General features: G+C 43.8%; 19 protein-coding genes and 1 tRNA gene. 13 read left to right on the forward strand and 7 right to left on the reverse strand.

What is annotated here, in order from left to right; genetic code table 11:
- Nucleotides 1-24: 24 nt before the first annotated feature.
- Complete coding sequence (locus U1P77_RS02310) at nucleotides 25-978, reverse strand: methyltransferase (RefSeq protein ID WP_321155811.1); 954 nt, start codon at nucleotides 976-978, stop codon at nucleotides 25-27.
- Between the two features lie 67 nt (nucleotides 979-1,045).
- Nucleotides 1,046-1,327, reverse strand: coding sequence for a hypothetical protein (locus U1P77_RS02315; protein WP_321155812.1), 282 nt, complete (start codon nucleotides 1,325-1,327; stop codon nucleotides 1,046-1,048).
- 582 nt (nucleotides 1,328-1,909) lie between these two features.
- Between U1P77_RS02315 and gyrA the strand changes: the two genes are divergently transcribed.
- The 5 genes from gyrA to U1P77_RS02340 all read left to right on the forward strand — a co-directional run bounded on the left by gyrA (nucleotide 1,910) and on the right by U1P77_RS02340 (nucleotide 8,356).
- On the forward strand, nucleotides 1,910-4,624 hold the full coding sequence (gene gyrA, locus U1P77_RS02320) for a DNA gyrase subunit A (RefSeq protein ID WP_321155813.1): 2,715 nt from the start codon (nucleotides 1,910-1,912) through the stop codon (nucleotides 4,622-4,624).
- Between the two features lie 255 nt (nucleotides 4,625-4,879).
- Nucleotides 4,880-5,950 carry an EamA family transporter RarD gene (gene rarD / locus U1P77_RS02325; protein ID WP_321155814.1) on the forward strand — a complete coding sequence of 357 codons (1,071 nt, stop codon included), beginning with the start codon at nucleotides 4,880-4,882 and terminating at the stop codon, nucleotides 5,948-5,950.
- A gap of 160 nt (nucleotides 5,951-6,110) precedes the next feature.
- Entirely contained in the window at nucleotides 6,111-6,779 is a 669-nt protein-coding gene (locus U1P77_RS02330) for a glutathione S-transferase (RefSeq protein ID WP_321155815.1), read from the forward strand.
- A 111-nt stretch (nucleotides 6,780-6,890) separates the two neighbouring features.
- Nucleotides 6,891-7,139 carry a hypothetical protein gene (locus U1P77_RS02335; protein WP_321155816.1) on the forward strand — a complete coding sequence of 83 codons (249 nt, stop codon included), beginning with the start codon at nucleotides 6,891-6,893 and terminating at the stop codon, nucleotides 7,137-7,139.
- A 44-nt stretch (nucleotides 7,140-7,183) separates the two neighbouring features.
- A complete protein-coding gene (locus U1P77_RS02340) occupies nucleotides 7,184-8,356 on the forward strand; it encodes a ribonuclease Z (protein WP_321155817.1) in 1,173 nt (390 codons plus the stop codon).
- Between the two features lie 257 nt (nucleotides 8,357-8,613).
- Here the strand turns inward: U1P77_RS02340 and U1P77_RS02345 are convergent, their stop codons facing one another.
- The gene (locus U1P77_RS02345; protein WP_321155818.1) at nucleotides 8,614-9,585 is read right to left on the reverse strand and encodes an ATP-binding protein; all 972 of its coding nucleotides are present in this window, start codon (nucleotides 9,583-9,585) and stop codon (nucleotides 8,614-8,616) included.
- A gap of 87 nt (nucleotides 9,586-9,672) precedes the next feature.
- Between U1P77_RS02345 and U1P77_RS02350 the strand changes: the two genes are divergently transcribed.
- The gene (locus tag U1P77_RS02350; protein ID WP_321155819.1) at nucleotides 9,673-10,737 is read left to right on the forward strand and encodes a serine/threonine-protein kinase; all 1,065 of its coding nucleotides are present in this window, start codon (nucleotides 9,673-9,675) and stop codon (nucleotides 10,735-10,737) included.
- 68 nt (nucleotides 10,738-10,805) lie between these two features.
- On the opposite strand, the gene U1P77_RS02355 is transcribed toward U1P77_RS02350, so the two are convergent.
- The 4 genes from U1P77_RS02355 to U1P77_RS02370 form a co-directional block, all read right to left on the reverse strand.
- On the reverse strand, nucleotides 10,806-11,993 hold the full coding sequence (locus U1P77_RS02355) for a sugar transporter (protein WP_321155820.1): 1,188 nt from the start codon (nucleotides 11,991-11,993) through the stop codon (nucleotides 10,806-10,808).
- 182 nt (nucleotides 11,994-12,175) lie between these two features.
- A tRNA-Leu gene (locus U1P77_RS02360) sits at nucleotides 12,176-12,260 on the reverse strand.
- A gap of 197 nt (nucleotides 12,261-12,457) precedes the next feature.
- Nucleotides 12,458-14,302, reverse strand: a complete 1,845-nt coding sequence (locus U1P77_RS02365; RefSeq protein WP_321155821.1) for a sigma 54-interacting transcriptional regulator — start codon at nucleotides 14,300-14,302, stop codon at nucleotides 12,458-12,460.
- Between the two features lie 64 nt (nucleotides 14,303-14,366).
- Nucleotides 14,367-15,728, reverse strand: coding sequence for a two-component system sensor histidine kinase NtrB (locus U1P77_RS02370; RefSeq protein WP_321155822.1), 1,362 nt, complete (start codon nucleotides 15,726-15,728; stop codon nucleotides 14,367-14,369).
- 135 nt (nucleotides 15,729-15,863) lie between these two features.
- On the opposite strand from U1P77_RS02370, the gene rimO reads away from it, so the two are divergent.
- The 7 genes from rimO (at nucleotide 15,864) to rseP (ending at nucleotide 24,020) form a co-directional block, all read left to right on the forward strand.
- Nucleotides 15,864-17,441, forward strand: coding sequence for a 30S ribosomal protein S12 methylthiotransferase RimO (rimO, locus tag U1P77_RS02375; protein WP_321155823.1), 1,578 nt, complete (start codon nucleotides 15,864-15,866; stop codon nucleotides 17,439-17,441).
- A 242-nt stretch (nucleotides 17,442-17,683) separates the two neighbouring features.
- Nucleotides 17,684-18,409, forward strand: coding sequence for a UMP kinase (gene pyrH, locus U1P77_RS02380; RefSeq protein ID WP_201555822.1), 726 nt, complete (start codon nucleotides 17,684-17,686; stop codon nucleotides 18,407-18,409).
- 89 nt (nucleotides 18,410-18,498) lie between these two features.
- On the forward strand, nucleotides 18,499-19,053 hold the full coding sequence (gene frr / locus U1P77_RS02385; RefSeq protein WP_321155824.1) for a ribosome recycling factor: 555 nt from the start codon (nucleotides 18,499-18,501) through the stop codon (nucleotides 19,051-19,053).
- 464 nt (nucleotides 19,054-19,517) lie between these two features.
- Nucleotides 19,518-20,270, forward strand: coding sequence for a polyprenyl diphosphate synthase (gene uppS / locus U1P77_RS02390; protein ID WP_321155825.1), 753 nt, complete (start codon nucleotides 19,518-19,520; stop codon nucleotides 20,268-20,270).
- Nucleotides 20,271-20,416: 146 nt separating this feature from the next.
- Complete coding sequence (locus tag U1P77_RS02395) at nucleotides 20,417-21,226, forward strand: phosphatidate cytidylyltransferase (RefSeq protein WP_321155826.1); 810 nt, start codon at nucleotides 20,417-20,419, stop codon at nucleotides 21,224-21,226.
- 175 nt (nucleotides 21,227-21,401) lie between these two features.
- Complete coding sequence (gene ispC / locus U1P77_RS02400; RefSeq protein ID WP_321155827.1) at nucleotides 21,402-22,610, forward strand: 1-deoxy-D-xylulose-5-phosphate reductoisomerase; 1,209 nt, start codon at nucleotides 21,402-21,404, stop codon at nucleotides 22,608-22,610.
- Nucleotides 22,611-22,643: 33 nt separating this feature from the next.
- Nucleotides 22,644-24,020: an RIP metalloprotease RseP gene (rseP, locus tag U1P77_RS02405; RefSeq protein WP_321155828.1), complete on the forward strand. Its 1,377-nt coding sequence runs from the start codon at nucleotides 22,644-22,646 to the stop codon at nucleotides 24,018-24,020.
- Nucleotides 24,021-24,033: the final 13 nt, after the last annotated feature.

Consider the following 24,033-nt stretch of genomic DNA (forward strand, 5'->3'; position numbering starts at 1 on the left):
TCATCAAAGCCTAAGAAAAATTAATTAGGCCTGACGAGTGGCCAAAATGTGTAAATAACGCCCCAACCATTTATAAGGCTCTTGCTGTGAGTAGCGTAGCTCCATCCGGATTACTGCTTCGGGATCAGTATTGCCGCCGCGTTTTAACGGCGTATAATCATGAAACACGCGCAGACCGCTGGTAATCATCGTCTGATAATGATGGCGTTGTAACCATGACTCAACTTGCTGCTTGGCAACGGGATGATTCGGGGTCAAGCTTGTTTTATTGTCCGATTTATAGTCTGTATTATCGAGCAGATTGAAATTACCCATAATAAGATTGCGATACTCATAGCTTACCGGATTATAAAAGCATAACGACAGCGCGCCATTATCGGTAAGTTGCCGATCAAAAAAGTCCATGATTGCTGCCGGTTCTGCCAGCCACTCAAGTAGCGCATGACACAAGATTAAATCAAACTTGGTTCCTTGATTATTGCCAGTAATATCAGCGCTACTATTACAACTGCTAACATTCTCTTCAAGTTGTTGATATGGACAGACAACCCATGTCATCTCCCCGAAAGCCCTCATATTAAAAGCATCAATATTTGCAGCAGCCTTTTGTTGTTCAAAATTAGCTTTTGCTTTAGCAAGCATATTAGCTGAGATGTCGTTTACCACAACCTCATGACCTTGCGCGGCAAGATCGATGGCTATTTGCGCAAGGCCTGCGCCGACATCTAAAACACGTAGCGGACGCCCAAGATCTTTAGTCATCTGCGCCGTATATTCAAAGATGTCACGCCGTAAGACCGCCAGTCGTATCTCGCCTTTTAAACCCCCATAAACCTTTTTTTCAAAATGATCGGCAATGGCATCGAAACTACGATCAGTACGTTCGTCTGCTGGGTCTGCCAAGTCTGGCGCTTGGCTATTATGGTCGGTCAAAGCAGCAGTGACTTGGTTGCGATTGTCTTTATTATCAGTTTGCATAGGGATTTACGCTGTCTTTATTATAATTGCTATGTTAAGTGAGATTATCTAAGCAACACGGCCTAAACTAACGCTTACGCCGTCGATTGATAACCCACTTAAATATAAGCTTAGATAAAGTGATGATCACAAATACCACCGCAACGAACACCCAAATACCAGACCCTTGCAAGTTGGCTTGATAGGCAGAGGCGAGATAAGCTGATAATCCCATAGCCACCAGTAGCGAACCCCAACGCACAAACGGTAAGGCGCTATTATTATGATTGGGAAAGCTGACGGCATAATCGCTAGAAAAACTGTATAACACCATCGCCAAAATCCAAACGATAGCAAGAATGATATCCATAATAAGTAAGGCCTATATATAAGTGGCGATGTTTTGAGGGTTTAAATCATCAATGTTAAAACGAAACTGCCACTAGTGTAGCGGGTAGAAATATTTTGTCTACAATAACTGAAAATTTCATGAGATTGGCAACTACTGATTTTGAATGAATAAAATGGGTGGTATATCTCATTGTTCGAAAGATGGTAAGTTTGTGTGTAAAAATGGCAAAATCAGTCAATCTAAAAAAATATGTCGTTGATATTATTTGAACAGTAGCTCCATAAATTGGTCATTTTCAGACCCTAATAAATAATCCGAAATAATCACCATAAAAGACCTGATTCGTTACGGGTTAATAGCACGCTAATGCCCCCAAATAGGCAAATTTGTGCTAAAATAGCTTCTTTTATTCAACATTACTTTTAACAAAAACAGTATCTCCATTTTCCCTTTGTTTTGCACGTTTAGTAGTGCTTTTTTATTGTTCGTATGCCAATAATAACGATGCGTTTGCGTCGCTATATTGGTTTATGCTGGCACTTAATTTTAGCAAAAGCAAAAGTGTAACCATTAGGGAGTGTGAGCAGTGAAGGAATGTATATGAGCGAATCGGTCAGTCCTATTGGCATCGTCGATGAATTAAAGCAATCCTATTTGGATTATGCGATGAGCGTGATTGTCTCGCGTGCGCTACCTGATGTGCGTGATGGGTTTAAGCCAGTACACCGCCGTGTGATGTATGCGATGCACGTGTTATCTAATGACTATAACAAAGCTTATAAAAAGTCGGCGCGTGTGGTCGGTGATGTCATCGGTAAATACCACCCGCATGGCGATAGTGCTGTCTATGATGCTATTGTACGGATGGCACAGGATTTTAGCTTGCGCTACCCGATGATTGACGGTCAAGGTAACTTTGGCTCAATTGATGATGATCCACCGGCAGCGATGCGTTATACCGAAGTACGTATGACCAAGCTGACCCATCAAATGCTCGCTGATTTGGATAAAGATACGGTCGATTGGGAAGACAACTACGACGGATCTGAACGCATGCCAAGCGTCCTACCTGCGCGTGCTCCTAACTTGCTGGTCAATGGCGCAACAGGTATTGCTGTTGGTATGGCGACTAACATGGCGCCGCATAATCTGACCGAAGTAGTTAATGCTTGCCTAGCTTATGCAGAAAACCCGCAAATCTCAGCCGAAGAGCTGATGACTTATATCTCAGGTCCGGATTTCCCGACAGGCGGTATCATTTATGGCCGTGCAGGTATCTTAGATGCTTATCGCACTGGTAAAGGTCGTTTGCATGTTCGTGGCCGTTATATCATTGAGGCCATGAGTGACACGGGTGTCAACCGTGATCGTGAGCGCATTGTCTTCACTGAAGTTCCTTATCAGACCAACAAAGCAAAACTGATTGAACGTATTGCTGAATTAGTACGGGACAAAAAAATAGAAGGCATTACCGAAATACGCGATGAGTCTGATAAAGACGGTATGCGTATCGCTATTGACTTGCGTCGTGGTGAGACCGCTGAGGTTATTGTCAACAATTTGTTTCTTCAAACGCCTCTTGAATCCAGCTTTAGTATCAATATGGTGGCGCTGGACAATGGTCAGCCTAAGTTATTGACCTTGCGTCAGCTGATTGCCGCTTTTGTACGTCATCGTCAAGAGGTAGTGACGCGCCGTACTATTTATGAGTTGAATAAAGCGCGCGTACGTGGTCATTTGCTTGAAGGTTTAACCGTTGCTCTCGCTAATATTGACGAGATTATTGCCGCTATTAAAGCCTCTGCAAACCGCGGTGAAGCACGTGAAAGCTTACTAAACAACACTTGGGGTTCAGGCAGCGTACAAGCGATGCTCACTGCTGCAGGTAGCCAATCAGTACGTCCTGACTTCATTGAAGGTGAAGATCCAAAAGCACCGTTTGGACTTATTGAAGGGGCTGAAAACTATCGCTTGTCATTAGATCAGGTCAATGCAATTTTAGAGATGCAACTGCACCGTTTAACGGGACTTGAACAAGATAAACTGACCGAAGAATACCAAGATTTGTTACGTGAAATCGCGAATTTAGAATCTATCCTTGGTGATTTTGATAAATTAATGACCATTATTTCTAATGAGATGATTGAGATTCGTGAAAACTTCGGTGATGAACGCCGTACCGATATTATTGATTCACGTACTGACTTTAGCCGTGAAGATCTTATTCCTGAACAAACGGTCGTGATGACCGTCTCGCGTACTGGTTATGCAAAAACCCAACCGATCGACGACTATGTCGCCCAAAAACGTGGCGGTAAAGGCAAATCATCCACTGCTATGAAAGAAGACGATGTGATTGATCATTTAGCAGTGACCTCAACCCATGCCACCGTGTTGTGCTTCACCGATACGGGTCGAGTGTTTAGTCTGCGCGGTTTTGAAGTGCCGATTGCCAGTCGCGGCGCACGCGGTCGTCCCTTGGTTAATCTGATTGGGCTTAATAATGATGAGACAGTAACGACTATTTTACCGATACCGCAAACCACTGCTGAAGTGACCGGTCATTTTGTGTTCTTTGCTACCGCTAACGGTACGGTAAAACGGGTAGAGCTTGAGCAGTTTGCCAGTATTCGTTCTAATGGTTTGATTGCCGTTGGTTTAGAAGAGGGCGACAAGTTAGTTAGCGCCCGTATTACTGATGGCTCGCAAGACGTAATGCTGTTTGCTTCTAGTGGTAAAGCGATACGTTTTGATGAAAATGACGCACGCTCTATGGGACGTACCGCTAAAGGTGTTCGCGGTATGCGCCTTGCTGACGATGAGTTTATCAAGTCACTAGTGGTCATCGAACAAAATGTTCGAGAAATCTTGATTGCCTGCGAAAACGGCTTTGGTAAGCGTACCTTTATTGAAGAGTTTAATAAACAAGGGCGTGGCGGTGGCGGTGTTATCGCTATCAAAACCAGTAAACGTAACGGAGCACTGGTACGGGCGACTAAGGTTGAACCTGAAGATGATATTATTTTAATATCTGATAAAGGTACCTTGGTACGTACACCCGTTGAACACGTGGCCAGTGCGGGACGTAACACTCAAGGCGTCACCCTGATTCGTTTGTCAAAAGATGAAAAACTCGTTGCTATGGCGCGGGTTGAGTATGTAGAAAGCGATAATGCTTTAGTTGACGCCTTAAAAGAAGAGGGTGTCTTTGAAGTAGAAGGTCAGGAACAAATGGACGTAGATGCTGCGACTGAAAGCACTGTTAGTGGTGGCAGCGTTGATGATGACAACGTTATCGACAACGATGCAGAATAATCGTCTGAGTTTGTAATTCATAGACTGGATAAGCAGGATTATTGCCTATTCAGTCGGCGTTTGACATAATACTGACATATGATTTGAGTACCATAAAGTAATACCGATTGTCTTAGCATTGTTCTAATGGCAAAGTGAAAGGAAGCCTCTGACGTTCGCGTCTGAGGCTTTTATGTTTTTTTTGATAAAGCATTATCGATATAACCTATTTATAAAGGGTTGTTTTTTCAAGGCTATTTTTTCAAGGCTGTTGTTATGTTGACCACTAACCAAACTGTACAGGGCACCTCTGCTGCGACGTCGGCAAATTTTTTATTTTCGTTATTGTTTTTGTTTGGACTATTTTTGCACCCGTTATCGGGTACACAAGTGGCATCATGGCGCGTGTTGTTGATGCTATTCAGTCTGGTTTTATTGGTGAGTATATTAAAGCAGTGGCAGCATGTTTTTGATTATCTAAAGACATTAAAAACACGGAAAGAGTGGTTTTTGTTTATATTACCCACACCAATTTTGGGTGGGCAGATTTGGCTGTTTATGTGGGGGCCGGTTAATGGCTTAGGCCTCGATGTGACCTTGGGCTACTTTTTATATCCATTAGTCATGATACTGGTTGGACGTTTTTTTTATCATGAGTCAATGAGTGCGTTGCAGTGGGTTGCGACCTTGTGCGCCGCTGCAGGTATCGCTTATGATGTGTTGCAACACGGCACCGTATCATGGGCGACGTTATTTGTATGCTTGGGTTATCCGCCTTATTATTTATTGCGGCGCAAACTAGCCGTACCCCCTATCACCGGTTTGATATCCGATCTTGTGCTGCTAACACCAGTTGTCTTGGTGGCGTTATATAGCACTGGTGGCTTTGAGCTGGCCGCATCGACCAGTAAACTGTGGTATTTGTTGCCACTGCTGGGTATTATTAGCACGGCGGCGATGTCACTAACGATGATTGCCAGTCGTAAGTTGCCAGTCTCTTTATTTGGTACGTTAAGCTATCTTGAGCCTATATTTCTATTTATATTCTCTATTACCCTTTTAAACCAAAACATTGAAGAGGGAGGTTCTTTATTCATGTACGGTATGATCTTTGTCGCGCTATTGATTATGATTATGGATAGTGCAATGGGGTATGTGGGTCGCCGGCGTGATAACCGCTTGCATGGTTATAATGAGCCACAAATTAACAACTTTCCACCGCGTCGCCGCCTAAAAAATCGCCGTATTAAAGGCGTGTTAACCGCGCGTCGGTTTCGCAAAATCAAGCGTTATCAACAAAAAATCGATAAGATGACCAATAAAATTGAACAGCTACATTCAAGATAAGGCTGCTATGGGATTGTATTTCAAACCTGACTAGACAGGCATCGTTTTTGGTAACGGTAGCGCGCGTAGGCTGTGTTAAAGGTAAGGTAAGTACGCTATTATTAATAACAAGTGTATATTACTATGTTTGACTCACGATAATTTATTATTAGGATGGTCTATGTTACATCTTCATCATTTAGAAAATTCGCGTTCATTTCGCATTGTGTGGTTATTAGAAGAGTTGAATGTGGATTATCAACTGACCTGTTATGAGCGCACCAAAGCTTATCTTGCGCCAGATAGCCTAAAGAAAATTCATCCATTAGGTCACGCCCCAATATTAGAAGTGGACGATCGCGTGCTAGTCGAGTCCGGCTTTATCATTGAGTACTTGCTCAGACACTATGATAAAGAACAGTTGCTTAAGCCCTTTGGTGATAATGAAGCGGCGTGGGAAGCCTACACTTTTTGGCTGCATTTTTGTGAAGCGTCGATAATGCCGCCATTGGTTATGCGTTTGGTCTTCACTAAAGTAGTGGAAAGGTCGCCAATGCTAGTCAAACCCATCAGCAAGAATATCCAAAAGCAAGTCGAAAGCAGTATGATTGAGGACAGTATTACCAACATATTGGCCATGATGGAGCAACAGCTACAAGACAATCATTGGTTCGCAGGTGAAGCTTTTAGTGCCGCAGATATTCAGATGTACTTTGCGGTGGTCGCAGCCAAATCACGTACAGGATTAAGCGACGGCAAATATGCTAATGTATTAAATTGGCTCAAACGCTGTCAGGAACGTGACGCCTTTAAACGCGCTGAAGAAAAGGGCGGTCGTATTCAGTTTTAGCTACAGAAGATGCTGCGTTTGATGTTTTTATTTAGCATTGACTATACTCAATAACGAATCAATAACGAATCAATAGCAAATTAATAGACAGAGTCTTGATAAGGTAACGTGATGACAGACCTCAATAAATTGGACACCAAGACGGCTCATACTAAGGTCGAAAGCCGTACAGAGCCACCCATAGATCCGCAGCAGGTATCGATCAAAGCATGGTCACAAAAATTGCTGGTCATTTTATTATGTGTGGCAAGTTTTTATGGCGGCTGGAAGTCACATGAGTCGAGCATGGTTAATCAATGTTTTGCTAGCGGTGGACAAATCGTTGAGGGCGGTAAGACTATCTTATGTGAATTATCATAGATTATGTGTTTCATAACCAATACGTGCTCTATGCATAATAAGCCATGCTACAGCTGACCTTTTTGGGTACATCAGCCGGCGTACCCACCAAGCAGCGCAACGTTACTGCGCTGGCTATTGAGTGCCTAAACCCGTATTCGTCGTCAGGATCTAAACAGCAAAGCCGCCAGTATAATAACCATTATAATAACAAGCCGCACAATAAGAAGTCGCGGCCGTGGCTGCTGATTGATTGTGGAGAAGGTACTCAGCAGCAGCTATTACATACTAAGTTATCGTTACATCAACTGACCGTTATCTGCATTACCCATGTACATGGCGATCACTGCTACGGGCTACCTGGCTTACTTGCCAGTATTGCTATGTCAGGACGTACTGCACCGCTCACCCTTATCGCACCACAAGCTATTGCTTCGCTGCTTGATGCTTTTACCCTAACCACCGAATTATACCTTCCCTTTGCTATTAACTTCATGGCGATTGAGGAGGTCCTGTCCCAGCAAGATGGCAAAGTCAGTTTGTATTTAGACAGTCAGCAGCAGCATCAGTATGAGGTTAGCATTGATATCACAGCGTTATCACATCGGGTTGCTTCACATGCGTTTGGCGTGACTCAAACTATCAATCACCGTACATTGGATACGGACAAGCTTGAAGCAGCAGGCATTCCAGCAAGTGCGCTTTGGGGTAAACTGCAACGAGGCAAAGACGTCTATACAGAAAATGGGCAGTTATTGCTGTCGGTAGATTATGTTCAGAATGAGCAACAGCGTACTAGAGTCGTCGTGGCAGGAGACAATGACACGCCAAGTTTACTTACGGATGCTGTCAAAGATGCTGATTTATTAGTTCATGAGGCAACTTATACTTCTGACCTGCTATCTAAAATGAAGTCTAAAATTCAAGCTAAAAATTCAAATTTTGATCCAATGCATAGCAGCGCTCAACAGGTCGGCAAGTTTGCCCAAGCTATCGGCGTTAATAATCTAATACTGACTCACTTTAGCGCCCGTTATCAGAGCTTTGACAATCCAAATAGTCGCACGCCTAATATGGGTCATATTCGCTTGGATGCAGAAAGTGCGTATCAAGGTAATCTTTGGCTGGCAGCGGATTTTGCTCAGTATGTGATCAATGGCGCAGCGGAAGTAGATGAGCAGTCGGATAGCCGCGTACAGTATTTAGGTTCTATATATAGTCAGTTAAGAATAAAATAGGCACAAGTATGATAACGTGCTACTGGTACAAATTTTACTCGCTTGCTGTGTGGCTGCGCCACTCCAGAGGCTTCGAAAAATTTATCCTAGTAGCACTGTATTCTTTCTAAAGTGAATCTGCTATATAACAATGGCACGCGGCAATAAGGAGTGATTTTTGAATAAAGCTGTAGGGCATGTTATCAATTAGTATATACACTCATTTTAAGTCTCTTAATCTAATTGACGACCCGCCTTAGCATTTTGTCTTAAGTATTTTAAAGTTGATTATCTGCAGCTTTTAACTGCGCTTGTCCTATCCAATATCGGCTAAATTGATACGCTATACGCCCCGAACGTCCACCACGCTCTGATGCCCATTGTAGCGCATCGGCCCTAATATCTTCGGGCAATCCGTTATCATTAACCTCAGTATCAATGTTGCTATCAATACTATTATCAACAATGCTCTCTGTTATTTGCGCTTGTTGTAAGCTTAAATAATGTTGAACAATTTGCAAATAGGTCTGCTGGTTCATTGGATAAAACGACAGCCATACGCCAAAGCGATCAGATAGTGATACAGTCTCATCAATAGTCTCATAAGGATTAACCTCATCAGTTTGACCATCATAAATATTGACGTTATCTTTCATCAGCTGTGGCAGTAGATGACGGCGGTTACTGGTCGCATAGACCAATAGCTTGTCTTGTTCGGAGTCCAGTGAGCCATCAAGGACACTTTTTAGGGTATGGTAGCTCTCATCTTGACCGTTAAATGACAAGTCATCACAGTACACCACATAGCGGCAATTACAGTCAGCAGGTAAGGCGTTGATGGCCGCGCGAATCTTATCTAGCACGAGTAAGTCATCACGGGCAATCTCAATAATGCGCAGTCCTTCGCTATGATAGGCTTGTAGCAGGGCGCGAATCAGCGATGATTTACCTGCGCCGCGTGTACCAGTCATCAACACGTGATTGGCCGGATAGCCTTTTAGGAACTGCCGCGTATTTTGTACCAGTTTCGATTTTTGCGTATCGATACCGTGCAAGTCATCTAAACTTAAAAATAAATTGACCACTAAGGGCTCTAAGTGACCAGTACGCCCACCAACCCAGCGATACGCCAGCTGCTCAGGGTCAATCTCAATAGTTGGGGTCACTTGCTGCTGTAAATACTGGCTGAGTAAATCCAGCAGTGGATCGGGCAGGGCGTAAGGGGATGATGGCTTAGATGAGGAAGACATAATGGCTCTTAATTAATTTATCGTTAATAAAAAATAAAATTTATGTTTAATAGTTCGGTAGCGGCTTTATAAGGGTTTGACTGTACCATGAAAAATAGTGCCAGTAATTCGTCCATAAAACAAGCCTCTAGCGCTCAACAGATTTTAAAAGAACAATCTGCCCTTCTATTACCGGCATTGACTACTGCGTTGGCAAAGTTGGGTTATGTTGAGATAGGCCAACAGCGTATTAGTCAGCAGGGAAATATTAAAACCAATAGCTATCAAGGCTTAACGCGCGCGCAGTACCCGAAATTTGGTAGCGTCATTATTAAGTGGCAACTTAACTCTGATAGTAACCATGACCCATTCAATAATCTCAATCATGAAATAGCTGTTTTGACTGCCTTAAATACATCACAAAAAAATAAGAATAATACCGTACCTATATTAGCTATAGCACAGCCAGTATTGGCTTATGATACTTTGCAAATAGAGATCTTTAAACAGAAACAACAGCTAACTATCCTGGTTGTGCCTTATTATAAAAATGGCAACTTGGCGCATTATTTACGCCAGCCATTAACAGATAAGCAAAAATATCAACTCATTTTTCAAGCCGCACATCTTATAGCCAATTTACATAAAATCGGTTGGCTACATAACGATATTAAACCCAGTAATATTCTGCTCAGTGAGCATCAAACATATTCTGCTGACAGTGAAATCGTAACGCCTAGTTTATTACTGACCGATTTTGCTTTAGCTGAACGTTTAGGTGAAGTAGCTAATAAATGCTTTGATCAAGAATGCTCGATAAATCCTGCTGGCACGCCCGCTTATCTCGCACCTGAACGCTGGCAAGGGCAAAATGCTACTGAGCAAAGTGATATCTATGCGTTTGGGATAATAATCTATGAAGTTTTAACAGGCACGCGCCCGTTTGAAATAGCGGCGCAAAGTAGTGAGCCGCTAAAAGATTGGGCGATACAACATTGTCAAAAGCCCATTCCATTACTGCCTATAGAATATCAACATTATCAGGCGATTATTGATAAGGCGTTGGCGAAACGGGTGGAGAGGCGGTATAAGAGTATGGAGGAAGTTTTGAGGGATTTGGAGAAATTGTATGCTATAGCTAGTATAGCTCTTGCAAAATACCAGCCCACTTGAGTGATAGGCATCTTTAAGTACTTACATCTAACATAGACCTTTAACAATGAAAAATCTAACCACAACGCTTAGCGTAATGCAGGAAAGCGTTGGATCATAAATATCATGAGTAGCAGCGCCACACTAGCGAAGGCAGCACCCACGAATCCCACGCTCGACAGCGAGATATGGGTGACGGCATAGCCTCCGAGCAGAGCACCGGTACCAATGCCTAAATTAATCATACCAGAGAACATCGACATCACTACGTCTTGAGCCTTTTCATCAATTATAATGACCTTAGCTTGGGTGCAAATCACCAGCAGCATGAGTGCGGCTCCCCAGAGTAAGGTAATCACACTCAGCGACCATATAGATTTAACCACCAACAACAGCGTGGCCATAGACAGTAACATCAGTACTGTAGATACCAACATTAGCTTCGTACTGGATTTATCACCCCAACGACTGAATATTACACTGCCAATCAGCCCAGCGCCACCGAATAGTAGCAGCACGAAGGTGACCAAGTTTTCGCTGATAGAACCGACCTGACGCATATAGGGTTCGATATAAGAGTAAGCGGCGTAGTGGGCAGTAAAGACCACAAAGCAGAACAAATACAGGCAGACCAATAAGGGGTTTTTGAGTAATTCTGGTACTTTTTTGACCGACCCATCAAACATACTTGGCAGGGTTGGCAATAGCTTTGCTTGTAGAACAAAAACTACAAAAGCAATCACACCAATGCCACCAAACGTGGTTCGCCAGCCAAACCATTGACCCACCAATCGTCCTATAGGAACACCCAGCACCATGGCCAATGATGTACCCGTAGCAAGGACACTAAGCGCCAGCGCCTTTTTACCTTCAGGGGCAACTCGCAGTATTATCGCCGCCGTAATTGACCAAAATATTGCATGTGATAAAGCAATACCAACTCGGCTGATTAGCAGTACTTGAAAACTCCACGCAAAAACCGACAGTACATGGCTGGCAATAAATACCACAAAAACGGCCAGTAGCAACCGTTTGCGCTCCAATTTACCGGTCAATAACATCAGCGGTAACGACATGGCAGCGACGATCCAGGCATAAAGCGTCAACATCCAACCCGTTTCTGCCGTGGTGATTGAAAAATCTTGGGCAATATCACTTAATAGCGCCACAGGGACGAATTCTGTGGTATTCACCACGAACGCACTGATGCCCATTAAGATCACTCTAAAATACTGAGTCCGCAGAGAGTCTGTACCCGCTTCGAGGTTGTGTTTCATAAAATCCAATAAAAGATTAATAGTAGAAAGTAGAGAGGTAACATGCGGGTTAGTATGTTCAGAAGGTTTACTTATCAAATGACAAACACAAAAAAACCTGCTTAATAGCAGGTTTAATTTGGTATATATATATAGTTTGAGACAAACGTTTAATTAAATAAACTCAAGTCACTATCGAAAAATGGTGGGGCTGGAGAGACTCGAACTCTCACACCTTGCGGCGCTAGAACCTAAATCTAGTGCGTCTACCAATTCCGCCACAGCCCCATTGTCGTTACTCTATCATCATTAATGTTTAAATTCAAACATCATTCAAATAGCTAACTGATTCGGTAGTGCGTCTCAGTGGTTGGCATTATATAGAGTTTGAATGGTTTGGCAAGCCTTTTACACAATTATTTTTGAATTATTCGCATTTTTTTGTACTTAATTTTATAAATATCTGATATTGCTAATTTTTTATATCAGTCTTTTTGCGTGTTTGGTTGCTCTTCTGCCTGACCTCCTGATATAGAAACATTCAGCTGCTGAAGCTTACGGGTCAGCGTATTGCGGCCCCAACCTAATAGATTGGCCGCGGCTATTTTTTTACCATCACTGTGATTAAGAGCAGCGATTAGTAATACGCGCTCAAACTCAGGCGCTGCTGTTTGCAAAATGTCCACTTCGCCTTTTTTTAGCGAATGCTCAGCCCAATCTGCCAATGCTTGCTGCCAGTTTGGGTTAGCAGACGGATAGGGCAGCGAAGCTGTCGGTTGTGAATGCATTGTGCTATTTGCTCCTGCAACCTGCGGAATAGCTTGTGACGGTGCTTGAGTGTTATTTTGACCATCAGATTGTTGCATAAAGCTTTGATGACTATGGACATTGGTGTTTAGGGTTATATTGGCATCAGCTAGCAACTCTGGCGGTAGATCCTCAGTTAATACGGTGTCACCAGTTGCCATGACCGTCAGCCATAAACAAACGTTTTCAAGTTGGCGAACATTACCGCGCCAGTCAAAGGCTTGCATAATTTGTAGGGCATTGCGATGTAGTTGTTTGGGAGCAGTGTTCATTTGCTCGCCTGCACGCTGCATAAAGTGGGTAGTTAGTTCTGCAATGTCTTCGCGGCGTGCCCGTAGTGGCGGCAGGGGCAGACGAATGACATTAAGGCGATAAAATAAATCTTCACGGAACCTGCCTTGCTGTACGAGGTGCTCTAGGTTTTGATGCGTGGCCGCAATAATGCGTACATCGACTTTGACCGGCAGCTGACCGCCAACACGATAAAACTCGCCATTGGCCAATACTCGGAGTAATCGTGTCTGCGTGCTAAAGGGCATGTCACCAATTTCGTCTAAAAATAACGTACCGCCATTTGCCTGCTCAAATCGACCTTGTCTTTGCGTGGTTGCGCCTGTGAATGCGCCTTTTTCGTGGCCAAATAGCTCAGACTCAATTAAATCATGCGGAATGGCTGCCATATTCAGCGCAATGAAGGGTTGCTGTTTACGCGGTGAATGCTGATGTAAGGCGCTGGCAACCAGCTCTTTACCCGTACCTGACTCTCCGGTAATCAGAACCGTAATCGGTGAGTGAGCCAAGCGTCCAACCGCGCGAAAGACGGTTTGCATGGCTTGTGACTGGCCAATAATGCCGCTGGGATTGTTATTGGCATTGCTATTAGTTTGAATATTAGAACTGCTGGCTGGCTTGTTATTAGATCTAGGTTGGCTTTCTTTTTTTGCGTTAGCTTTTATCTTAGAATCTGGTGTTAGTTCAGTATCAGTATTAGTTGTTTTATCATTCGTATTACCAGCTGGCTGATCATTAGTAGTTGGCTGCTTATTGATAGTGCTAGAGTTAATCGCTTTATAAATAGTTGCGACTGCATCATCTAAGTCAAAGGGCTTGGGCAAGTAGTCAAAAGCGCCCGTTTGATAGCTATTAATCGCTGAGGTCAGATCTGAATGAGCCGTCATAATAACGATGGGCAGATCAGGAAACTGCTTGTGTACCCAGTCACTGAACGATAGGCCATCCATTAGCGGCATGCGGATATCGGTTAAGATCACATCGGGTAGCTGGGAGGTGGGTTCGCGCTGCTGCAAGATATCGTTAAGACGCGTCCACGCTGCTTGTGCTTGCGTGAAGCTCACGACTTCAAGACCAGCATCGGCGAAGGTATCGGCTAATACCAAGCGTAGTGCCGCATCGTCATCGATGAGCCACAAGGTTGCGGGGTTTTCCCGAAGCACATTATCGCTAGTCGTTGTGGATAATTGGTGATTATTTTCAGAAGTAGGGTTAATGCTGTGGTCAGTCATATCTAAGCCTTAATGAGCTGTTAAGTCGGAGCTATTATTTAAAACTATAATTTAAAAGCCGCATTTAAGCGGTAGGTGCTGGCTGGCTAAATGGTAAATACACTGTAAAGCGCGTCTGACCGCTGACTGAGCTGACGTCAATCATACCATGATGTCGGTTGATAATATCTTGCACGATTGCCAATCCTAAGCCTGTTCCTGACGCACGGCTAGTCACCATGGGAAAGAATATCTGTCCGATAAGCAATGGGTCTATACCGCTACCATTATCAGTGATAGAGATTTGCAGGACTTGTTTGTGCTGCTGGCTACCAATGGTATGTTGAAAGGCGACTCGCGTTTGAATATGCAGCTTCGGCTGGTAGTTGCTGTCTGTTTGATAGTTATTGTTGTTCTTGACAAGGTTAGTCTGGGCAGGTGTGCTCTGAGCCATAAGTTCTTGCTGATATTCAGCCATTGATTCACAAGCATTATTGACCAGGTTTAAAAACACTTGAATTAATTGGTCTTTATCTGCGTTCAGCTCAGGCAATGATAAGTCATAGTCGCGCTCTAACGCAACTCTCGGGTACTGGCTGAGCACCAGTGTCAAAACGTGCTCAATGGGCTCATGAATATTCATCATTTGCCATTTTGGTAATTGATTGGAGCCAAGCAATTGACCGATAAGTTGGGTCAAGCGATCAGTCTCTGAAATAATGATATCGGTATAAGTGCGTAGTTTTTTTACGGTTGCTTGAAGGTTTTGATCCGTATTTGAGCTGGCGATAACAGTAGAGGTTGTAGGCATAGCAAAGTCACCAAACTTGACAAACTGTCGTTGTAACAGTTGTGCGGCCCCGCGAATGCCAGCCAGCGGATTTTTAATCTCATGAGCGACAGAGCGGAGCATGTGACGGGCAACGCTATATTGTTGTTGCCGTTGCTCCTCCTCTGAGATACGACTTTGGCGGTCTTTACCCCACATCTCGATGATAAAATAAGCCTGCTGCTGGTAGATGACGGGGGTTACGCTATAGTCAATGGACAACACTGCGCCACCGTTCAGCTGCGGGTTTATCGTATGGTCATGGTCAATAAAGGGCTGCTGATATTGCTTTGCTTGATTAAAGCGTTCGGTTAAAGTGCAGGTTTTATACCCATTAGCTAGCCTATCTTTATCTTTTTGCTCATTTAAATGGTCGTTATTTAGACTGTCGCTATCTATAATATTAGCGTTTTTTAGTGGTAATTCTTCAGGTGCGAGCAGTGCCAATATAGACTGATTTAATAATCGTACACGGCTGATCGCCAGTAACTGTTCAGCTTGGGCATTTAACCATATGATGGACAGATCATCATTGACCAATAAGATAGCGGTAAATAAATGTTGTGACATAAAGGCTAAGTCAGGAGTCGATTTAAAGGTTATGGGATCAGCTGTCATTGTAAACGCCTCATTGATGAGTAGATGCAGCGTAATATTTAACCATAAATCAACACATTAGCGCGTCAAAACTGGTGATTCTCACAAAAAAAACGTACAATGCGCTGAGCCAATTTATCTCTAGCAAGGTCAGCCATGCCCAAAACTTCTACCCAACCAGTCAATACCAACATAGCAACAGCGCTTTCAGCTTCAACAACGCCAAAAGATACTGCTACTATGTTCAATCCTGCGCAAACTCCAACGCTATCAGAGCAAAATACGACAGATAGTGTCCAGCCTTACCACCATAAAGCCAATCACAATCAAAACCGCAGCATCGCACAAAGTAGTGATGCAACTACCAGTGCGACAGCTTCTAGCCCGGCAACGGCCGCGCCAAAGATTGGTTTTGTGTCGCTTGGTTGCCCTAAAGCGTTGGTCGATAGTGAGCGTATTATTACTGAATTAAGCCGCGATGGCTATCAGGTCGCGAGCGACTATGAGGGCGCAGATTTAGTGGTAGTCAATACTTGCGGCTTTATTGAATCAGCCGTACAAGAGTCGCTAGATGCGATAGGGGAAGCCATCAGTAAGAATGGCAAAGTTATCGTCACCGGTTGCTTGGGTAAAGAGGCAGATAAAATCCGCACGATGCATCCTGCCGTATTGGCAGTGACCGGCGCGCACGCTTATGATGAAGTGATTAGAGCGGTCGCGTTGCATGTTCCTAAGCCGGATCGCAGTACCGATAAAGATTATAATCCTAAGATAGATTTGATTAATGAGGCGGGTATTAAATTAACGCCCAGTCATTATGCCTATTTAAAGATTTCAGAAGGCTGTAATCATCACTGCACGTTTTGTATTATTCCAAGTATGCGCGGGAAATTGGTCTCGCGCCCGATTGATAGTGTGATGAACGAAGCAATGGCGCTCAAGAACGCTGGGGTCAAAGAGCTGCTGATTATCTCGCAAGATACCTCTGCCTATGGGCTGGATATCAAGTATAAAACCAGTTTCTGGAATGGTATGCCTCTCAAGTCTAAATTTTATGACTTATGCCAAGCGCTAAATCAATTAGGCATCTGGGTGCGTCTGCATTACGTTTACCCGTATCCACATGTGGATAAAGTGGTTGAACTCATGGGCGAAAAGAAGCTTTTGCCTTACCTCGATATTCCATTTCAACATGCCAGTCATAGCGTCCTAAAGGCGATGAAACGCCCAGCCCATAGCGAAAATACCTTAGCGCGTATTCACGCTTGGCGCGCGATTTGTCCTGATATCGTGATTCGCTCAACGTTTATAGTCGGCTTCCCTGGTGAAACCGAAGAAGATTTCCAATGTTTGCTAGATTGGTTAGTTGAAGCGCGCCTTGATCGAGTGGGCGCTTTTACTTATTCAGAGGTTGAAGGCGCAGTTGCTAATGACTTGTCCAATCCAGTGCCTGAAGAAATTAAACAATCTCGTTATGAGCGTTTCATGGCGTTACAGCAACAGATATCCGCGCAAAAGCTGCAAGAGAAAATTGGTAAGACCTTAACGGTATTAGTTGATGAGATTGATAGCGAAGAGAATATCGCTATTTGTCGCAGCTATGCGGATGCGCCAGAAATTGACGGTCATGTCTATGTGGATGATATTACTCCCGCGGTACAAGTGGGACAATTTTTGACGGTTACTATTGATGATGCTAGCGAATATGACTTATTTGCTAGTTACAATCAGTAAAGAAATATAACCATTAGAGAAATATGATTACTATAAAAATATAGCCATTAAAGTATAACCATTATATGAGCAGACTCGCAATTCAATGTAAAGATTGCCCAATAGTGGGCAGTTTTTGCTACAATTAGCGAAATTTAACCTTTTTAGCAGGTCTTGGTCTATAGGCTAACTCTATTTGTGTTTTAACGATTTCTATTTGTATATTAATGACAATTACAATTCAATGATAACAAGGTGACCCCATGTCTGATAAAAATCCCCGTTACTCTCGTATATTGCTCAAACTCTCAGGCGAAGCCTTAGCTGGCGGTAAAGATATGGGCATTGATACTGAAGTACTAGACAAGATGAGCTTGTCTATCGCGCACCTGCGGGGTCTTGGAGTGCAAGTCGGCATCGTAGTCGGCGGTGGTAACTTATATCGCGGCGCGCAGCTACAAAAAGAAGGCCTAGTCGGCCGTGTTACCGGTGATCAGATGGGCATGCTAGCGACCGTCATGAATGGTCTGGCAATGCGTGATGCGCTTGAGCGCCGTAATATCAAAACGCGCTTGATGTCCGCCTTACCAATAGGGGAAGTGACCGAAAGCTATAGTAGCCGTAACGCTATTCGCTATCTTAAAAATGGCGAAGTTTGTATCTTTGTCGCAGGTACCGGTAATCCGTTCTTTACCACCGATACCGCTGCTTGTCTGCGCGGCATTGAGATTGAAGCAGGCTTGATTCTTAAAGCGACCAAAGTTGATGGGGTTTATGACAAAGATCCAAGCTTGCATGCTGATGCGGTCAAATATGATGGCCTGACATTTGATGAAGTGTTAGAGCAAAAATTGGGTGTGATGGATTTGACTGCCATTGCCTTATGCCGCGAACACAACGTGCCGTTACAAGTTTTTGATATGACCAAGCCCAATGCATTGTTGAATGTCATTATGGGTGAAAACGAAGGCACACGCGTTTATCATTGATGCCACGCTATAATTTGTGATAAAAAATCAACCTCCATTAACACCGAACAGTAATGAATATTATCGGGAACGATAAATAAGGACACGTAATGATTAAAGAGATTAAGCAAGACGGCGAAGCGCGTATGCAAAAAACGTTAGAAGCGCTTGAAAGTACCTTTAGTAAAGTTCGTACTGGGCGCGCGCATCCAGGCATGCTGTCAGGCGTGATGGTTAGTTACTATGGTTCAGATACACCGCTAAACCAAGTCGCTAGCGTCAACGTTGAAGACTCACGCACGCTATTAGTACAACCATTCGACCGCACTATGGTACAAGCGATAGATAAAGCCATTCGTGAAGCAGATTTGGGTTTGAACCCCATGACTGCGGACGTTATCCGTGTACCTATGCCAGCCTTGACAGAAGAAACCCGCCGCGATATGCAAAAGCTAGCACGTGGTGAGGCCGAAAACAGTCGGGTTTCTATCCGTAATATCCGCCGAGATATGATGAATAATATCAAGGACCTAGCCAAAGAAAAAGAAATCTCAGAAGACGATGAACATCGTGCTAGTGATGATATCCAAAAAATTACGGATAAGTTTATCGAAACCATCGATAGCCGTCTGAGTAAAAAAGAAACTGATTTGATGGCAGTATAAGCAGTCACTTTATTTCTGTCATAATTTTTAAGCGGATGGCCAGTAGTGTGATGCTATTGGCTGTTTGTCGTTGCGACATTTAGATTGGATAACTAGGGCGTGTTGAACATTCACAAATAAGCACTGCTGATAGCTAAAAGTGTTCCAGACAAGAGCTATGCTCGCAGTTGGACAGGACTCTTTTTTGCCGCTACTTTGCCAAAACTATCCGCTTAGAATGACTAAACTAGATACTTTTGACTTTGAACCGCCTAAAAAATAGTCGCTGTCAGTGCTATGATCGAATGTTCAACACGCCCTAAACGCAAGGGTCGTTATCTCCCGTAATACCATATGTTTATGATAAGTTTGTGAAATTTAGAATAGGGGCTTTTTAAAAGTCTAAACGCGCGTTATTATAAAAAATATGACTTCCTAAGTCGTTAACACTAACAAACTTACCTCAATAATAAGCAGTATAGTCCATGTCAATTTCCCCTCCTTTGGCTCCTTTCCTTGTCCCTCGCCATATTGCCATCATTATGGATGGCAATAACCGTTATGGTAAAGCCAATGATTTAGGTAAAGGCGAAGGCCATGTTGCCGGCAAAGATGCTTTAGATCCTATCGTCGAGTACTGTCTTGATGCCGGAATAGAGGTGTTGACTGTATTTGCATTTTCAAGTGAAAACTGGCAACGTCCACCGAGTGAGGTGGCGTTACTCATGCATTTATTAGCCTTGACTATTAACCAGCAAATGCCGCGTATGCAGAAGTACCGTATTCGGCTGCGTTTTGTTGGTGACCGCAGCCAACTTACTGCTGACTTGCAAGAGTTGATGGCCGATGCCGAAGCCAAAACAGCTCATTTTGACGCAATGTCACTGGTGATTGCCATCAGCTATAGCGGTCAGTGGGATATCGCTCATGCCGCTCAACAGCTTGCGCAGCAAGTACAAGAGGGGCAATTACGTGCAGAAGATATCGATAAAAATATGCTTGGACAGTATGTACAATTGGCAGATGAGCCAGCAGTAGATATGTTAATACGTACTGGCGGCGAATACCGCCTTTCCAACTTTTTATTGTGGCAATCCGCATATGCTGAGCTTTTCTTTACTCAAACGCTATGGCCAAACTTCGAAACAGCAGAGCTTAAAGCGATGGTAGCAGATTTTTGCCAACGTCAACGCCGCTTTGGCAAAACCAGTGAGCAGATAGAGACACAGACTTCATAATCATTAAATTAATAATCATTAGAACAATATTTGATTTAAATAAGCCGAACTAAGTAGGGTTAACTGGTATCAATGAGCTGTTAGCGATTAACTGTTATAATGCATTTTTGACCAGATTTTTCTCATTATTATAAGGCTCGATAAGTATGTGGCAACGGATTAAAACGGCAATCATCTTAATTATTATCGTTGGTATTGCACTGTTTGCGAGCCAAACACCTATTCTTTTTGCGCCCTTGTTGGCAATTGGCGTTACCATTGCTGCCCATGAATGGACAAAACTGATGCCAAAATGGCGTCTGCCGGCACGTTTTGTGGTATTAGTACTGGCGGTAACCCTAGTTTCACTGATGTTTGAAGTGACTTGGGTGTTTTGGTGGGCGGCGTCATTGGTAATATGGCTAATGGCCCTGTCTTGGGTTGGTAAATTCCCAACACATACCAATTGGTATGGTAAGCAGCTGGCACTGATGGGCGTGGTTATCCTAACTGCATCCATCACTGCGATGTTTTACTTGTGGCAACTGTCGCCATGGTGGCTACTGTATGTATTCTTGCTAGTCTGGTGTGCCGACAGCGGTGCTTACTTCGTTGGGCGTAAGATCGGTCGGCGCAAAATGGCACCGAACGTCTCGCCTAATAAAAGTATGGAAGGACTGGCGGGCGGGCTTGTTACAGGTTTGCTGGTGGTTATCGCTATTAGTGTCTTTAAGCTACAACTGACTGGTGTGGCTCTAGTTGCTTTTGTCATTTTATCAGCGCTGACGATTTTGGTATCGGTACTTGGGGACTTATTCGAGTCGATGCTTAAGCGTCGCGCTGGGGTCAAAGATTCAGGCACTTTTCTACCGGGACATGGCGGAATACTTGATCGTATTGATTCACTGTTGTCTGCGACTCCGATATTTGCACTTGGCTTTTGGGGTCTACAACAGTTGGGTTTATTGGTCGTTTAAACTCAAACACTTCTCAGTTTTTAACACGCTTTAGTTTTTTGAAATTTGAAAGTAACTTAGTCTTTTTTATCCTTGCTTATACGCTGTTTATCATAGGTATGCTTTTCACTTTTCACTTTTTATTATTTATTCTCTTCATTTTTTGATGATATCTTTCATAAAATTATAGGCACGAATGATTATGACGCAACGCATCGCTGTACTAGGCGCAACCGGCTCTATTGGCGATAGCACGTTGGCAATTTTGGCGGCGCAACCTCATAACTACGAGGTTTACGCGTTATCAGGCTATCAGCGCTTAGATAAGCTGTTTGCGCTCTGTCAGCAGTTTACGCCCCAGCGTGTTTGCGTTCCTGTGACCGCCGTCGATGATTTTGCGCAGCGGCTCAGTGAGGCAAGTCTGCGTATCGATGTAGTAGGCGGAGCGGCAGGTCTAATAGATATTGCCGCCGACTCGCAAACAGATACTGTGGTCGCGGCTATTGTCGGCGCGGCAGGCTTGTCGTCCACATTAGCGGCAGCGCGTGCTGGTAAGCGTATCTTGCTGGCCAATAAAGAGGCGCTGGTCATGGCAGGACAAGTGATGATTGAGGCCGTGAAGACCCATCATGCCACTTTGCTGCCGATTGACTCTGAGCACAACGCTATTTTTCAGTGTTTGCCAGCCTCTATTCAACAGGATAATACTCAGATTCATAATCAGAGACACGGTGTGCGCAAATTATGGTTAACTGCTTCTGGCGGGCCATTTTTGAATCAATCTTTTACCCATATGCAACAAGCAGGGGTAGCCGAAGCGATCAAGCATCCGAACTGGTCTATGGGGCAAAAGATATCCGTTGATTCTGCAACTATGATGAATAAAGGCTTAGAGTTAATAGAAGCCTGTCATTTATTCGATCTGCCAGAAGATAAGATAAATGTGGTTATTCATCCACAAAGTATCATCCACTCAATGGTAGAATATAGCGATGGCAGCTTCTTAGCGCAGCTTGGCAGCCCAGATATGAAAACCCCAATTGCCCATGCGCTAAGCTATCCTGAGCGTATCGAGAGTGGCTCACAACCGTTAGACTTATATGCGCTCAGTCATTTAGAATTTATTAAGCCGGATTTGCATAAATTTGCCTGTTTGCGTCTTGCGCGTCAAGCGATGCAAGCAGGAGCTCAGGCGACTATCGTGCTTAATGCAGCCAATGAAATGGCAGTAGCAGCGTTTTTAGCCGGACAAGTCCGCTTAACGGATATTGCTGATATTAATGAGCAAGCGTTGAGTGAAGTACCAGTAGCAAAGTTGAGCACGGCTGCAGATATTGAAGATATTTTAGCCATTGATGCGACAGCCCGACGTTACACCGATGCTATTATTGCAAAAATGGCGTAACCCAATTGAGAGCAATTTAAACGAGAAACAGTGATGACGTTCTTATTAACGCTACTAGCGGCAATTTTTGTTTTAGGTCCACTGATTGCTTTACATGAGTGGGGTCACTATATCGTGGCGCGGCTGTGTGGTGTTAAAGTGCTGACCTATTCTATCGGTTTTGGCCCTAAGCTTACCGGTTGGACCAGTAAACGTAGCGGTATCGACTATCGTATTTCAATGCTGCCGCTTGGTGGTTACGTCAAGATGCTCGACGAGCGTGAAGGTGAAGTTGCAAAGGATGAACAGCATTTAGCATTTAATCGTCAACATCCGCTGAAGAAAATAGCGATCGTTGCTGCCGGTCCTATTATGAACTTTATTATCGCTATAGGGCTGTTTTGGGTATTGTTTATGACCCCATCTGAGCAGCTGGCGACTAACATTGGACAGGTATTACCAGATACACCCGCAGCTATGGCACAGTTACCGGTTGGTGACAAGGTGGTCGCCATTGACAGTCATGAAGTACAGACTTGGGAAGAAATTAACTACCGCCTCGCTGGACGCATGGGTGAGACAGAAAATGTCAGTGTCACTTTGCAGTCACCTTCAGCCTCTGTTGAAAATCTAAAAACTTATCAAGCGCCTGTTACCAGCTTTATGCAAGGGGATGCACAAGGTAAGGATCCCATAAGCAGCTTTGGTATGTTGCCGTGGCAGCCACAAATTGCACCTGTCGTTGGTGATTTGTCAGCTGATGGCGCTGCTATTCTTCAAGGTCTACAAGTCGGCGATCGTATCACGGCTATTAATGATACTCCAGTGACCGATTGGATTAGCGCCACTCGAATCATTCGGGACAGCCCCGAGGTTTTGTTAAACTTTACTGTGCTGAGGGATGATAAACTCGAACAGTTACAAATTATGCCGCAAGGTAAAAAAGACAATTTGGGTAACGACTATGGGCAAATTGGTGCTATGGTTGCACAAACTGACATTACTATTCCGGATGCGTATAGAACCACGGTAGTTTATGGTCCTGGTGAAGCCTTGATCAAGTCGTTTAAAAAGACTGAACAACTTGCCGTGATGACGGTAAGCTCGATGGGAAAAATGCTTTCAGGAACGATAGGTATTGATAATTTATCTGGGCCCATTACTATTGCTAAAGTTGCCAAACAGAGTTTTGATATTAGCTGGGAGATGGTATTATCTACTGCCGCCTTGATCAGCTTGAGCCTTGCGGTACTCAATCTTCTCCCTATTCCGATATTAGATGGCGGTCATATTGTCTATTATCTGATTGAGCTTATCCGCGGTAAGCCGTTATCCGAAGGTATACAAATAGCAGGTTTAAATATCGGTTTACTCTTGCTGGCAGGTTTCATGGTGTTAGCGATTGGTAATGATATCAGTCGGCTGTTTTGATTGCACGATACCT

This window comes from Psychrobacter sp. LV10R520-6 (assembly GCF_900182925.1).
GTDB lineage: Bacteria > Pseudomonadota > Gammaproteobacteria > Pseudomonadales > Moraxellaceae > Psychrobacter.

Coding starts and splice junctions, on each gene's coding strand:
- U1P77_RS02310 (WP_321155811.1), bottom strand. CDS start 978: ATGCAAACTGATAATAAAGACAATCGCAACCAAGTCACTGCTGCTTTG.
- U1P77_RS02315 (WP_321155812.1), bottom strand. CDS start 1,327: ATGGATATCATTCTTGCTATCGTTTGGATTTTGGCGATGGTGTTATAC.
- gyrA (WP_321155813.1), top strand. CDS start 1,910: ATGAGCGAATCGGTCAGTCCTATTGGCATCGTCGATGAATTAAAGCAA.
- rarD (WP_321155814.1), top strand. CDS start 4,880: ATGTTGACCACTAACCAAACTGTACAGGGCACCTCTGCTGCGACGTCG.
- U1P77_RS02330 (WP_321155815.1), top strand. CDS start 6,111: ATGTTACATCTTCATCATTTAGAAAATTCGCGTTCATTTCGCATTGTG.
- U1P77_RS02335 (WP_321155816.1), top strand. CDS start 6,891: ATGACAGACCTCAATAAATTGGACACCAAGACGGCTCATACTAAGGTC.
- U1P77_RS02340 (WP_321155817.1), top strand. CDS start 7,184: ATGCTACAGCTGACCTTTTTGGGTACATCAGCCGGCGTACCCACCAAG.
- U1P77_RS02345 (WP_321155818.1), bottom strand. CDS start 9,585: ATGTCTTCCTCATCTAAGCCATCATCCCCTTACGCCCTGCCCGATCCA.
- U1P77_RS02350 (WP_321155819.1), top strand. CDS start 9,673: ATGAAAAATAGTGCCAGTAATTCGTCCATAAAACAAGCCTCTAGCGCT.
- U1P77_RS02355 (WP_321155820.1), bottom strand. CDS start 11,993: ATGAAACACAACCTCGAAGCGGGTACAGACTCTCTGCGGACTCAGTAT.
- U1P77_RS02365 (WP_321155821.1), bottom strand. CDS start 14,302: ATGACTGACCACAGCATTAACCCTACTTCTGAAAATAATCACCAATTA.
- U1P77_RS02370 (WP_321155822.1), bottom strand. CDS start 15,728: ATGACAGCTGATCCCATAACCTTTAAATCGACTCCTGACTTAGCCTTT.
- rimO (WP_321155823.1), top strand. CDS start 15,864: ATGCCCAAAACTTCTACCCAACCAGTCAATACCAACATAGCAACAGCG.
- pyrH (WP_201555822.1), top strand. CDS start 17,684: ATGTCTGATAAAAATCCCCGTTACTCTCGTATATTGCTCAAACTCTCA.
- frr (WP_321155824.1), top strand. CDS start 18,499: ATGATTAAAGAGATTAAGCAAGACGGCGAAGCGCGTATGCAAAAAACG.
- uppS (WP_321155825.1), top strand. CDS start 19,518: ATGTCAATTTCCCCTCCTTTGGCTCCTTTCCTTGTCCCTCGCCATATT.
- U1P77_RS02395 (WP_321155826.1), top strand. CDS start 20,417: ATGTGGCAACGGATTAAAACGGCAATCATCTTAATTATTATCGTTGGT.
- ispC (WP_321155827.1), top strand. CDS start 21,402: ATGATTATGACGCAACGCATCGCTGTACTAGGCGCAACCGGCTCTATT.
- rseP (WP_321155828.1), top strand. CDS start 22,644: ATGACGTTCTTATTAACGCTACTAGCGGCAATTTTTGTTTTAGGTCCA.